This window comes from Bradyrhizobium sp. CCBAU 11361, from assembly GCF_028128935.1.
Lineage (GTDB): Bacteria > Pseudomonadota > Alphaproteobacteria > Rhizobiales > Xanthobacteraceae > Bradyrhizobium > Bradyrhizobium niftali.
The window spans coordinates 1-1259 of sequence record NZ_LBJZ01000090.1; the positions used below are offsets into that span (position 1 = coordinate 1).

At 65.1% G+C, this 1259-nt stretch carries 2 protein-coding genes; both read left to right on the forward strand.

Annotation, left to right across the window (positions count from 1 at the left end):
• Positions 1-745 (forward strand): DUF4194 domain-containing protein (locus XI08_RS09985; protein WP_271574283.1); only part of this gene is annotated, 745 nt, incomplete at its 5' end.
• The coding region (locus XI08_RS09990; protein ID WP_271574284.1) for an ATP-binding protein at positions 742-1259 on the forward strand (518 nt) is incomplete at its 3' end. The genes XI08_RS09985 and XI08_RS09990, both read left to right, overlap by 4 nt.

The window sequence follows — 1259 nt, forward strand, 5'->3', positions numbered from 1 at the left end:
GATCTGGAGCCGCGCCCAGACACGCCGCCCCACGACAGCGAATGGCTTCGGTGTGCGAACTTCGTGGTCAGGCGATCGGGCGCACTCCGGAAGGCGAGGGCGGCTCATGCTCAGTGAATTCGAAAACGTCGAGCGCTCCTTCGGCGCGGAAAAGGCAGTCGACCTCCGCAAAGCGCTGCACTTCCTGCTACGGCGGCAGTTCGTGTTCGCGGGAGACCCCCGGACCGGAACAGTCTACAACACGATCATGGACGGCCGCTTCCGCGACGTGGTCGACGGCTTCTTCGATAGTTGCGGATACCGCGTCCATCGCGATCCGGAGGCGCAGTGGGCCGGCATCGTCGCCATGGACGAGGACGTGCCGCTGCCCCGGATGAAGCTCGACGAAACCATCGTCATGCTGGTGCTGGCGGCATATTGGCAGCAGGAGGTGAACGTCGGAGCAGTCGAGGACCGGGCCGTCGTAGTGGCCACTTTGAACGACCTGTTCGATCGCTACCGCGAGATGGCGCAACACGGCGGCGGTGGCGCGATCTCGCCCGCCCGCTTCCGGGACATCCTGCGCGAGGCCGCCCAACGTAGTTTGGTCGAGATCGGTGATTTTGACGACGAGCAGCAGGACTGCGAGATCAGGATCCGCCCGATGATTAAGCTGATCAGTGGCGGCGATGCCCTCCAACGGCTCGAGCGCTACGTCCGTAGCGAGGAGGCGCGGTTTCCGCAGCCCACAGGAGGCGAGGCATGATGGAGCTACGCCACCTGACGATGGTGAACTGGCACCTGTTCGACGTCGCCGACATCGACGTGACAGGACACGTCGGGGTCCTGGGCGAGAACCGGTCCGGCAAATCGACAATCCTCGACATGGCACAGGTCGTTCTCACCGGCGGGAGCCGGCGGTTCTTGCGCCTAAACGCGGTCGCCGGCGATAGCGGAAAATCGCGCAGCGGCTCGAAGCGCAGCGTCGTCGATTACTGCCTTGGGACGCTCGGCGAAGATCAGCGCCGGCGCGACGAGGCGCGCACCTACATCGCGCTCGGTTTCGAAGACACGGAAGGCGCCCGGCCACCGGTCACGATCGGCATGGCGCTCGAGGCGCGCAAGTCCGACAGCAGGGAGACCGTGCTGGCACTCTTCGTCGCCGTCGGGACCGTTTTGAGCTCCAAGGACTTCATCGAGCAACGAGGAAAGTCGCAATTCCCGGCGCAATGGGAGGACGTGCGCGCCCGGATCGCCGCGGCGTCGGTGGAGGCAACTTT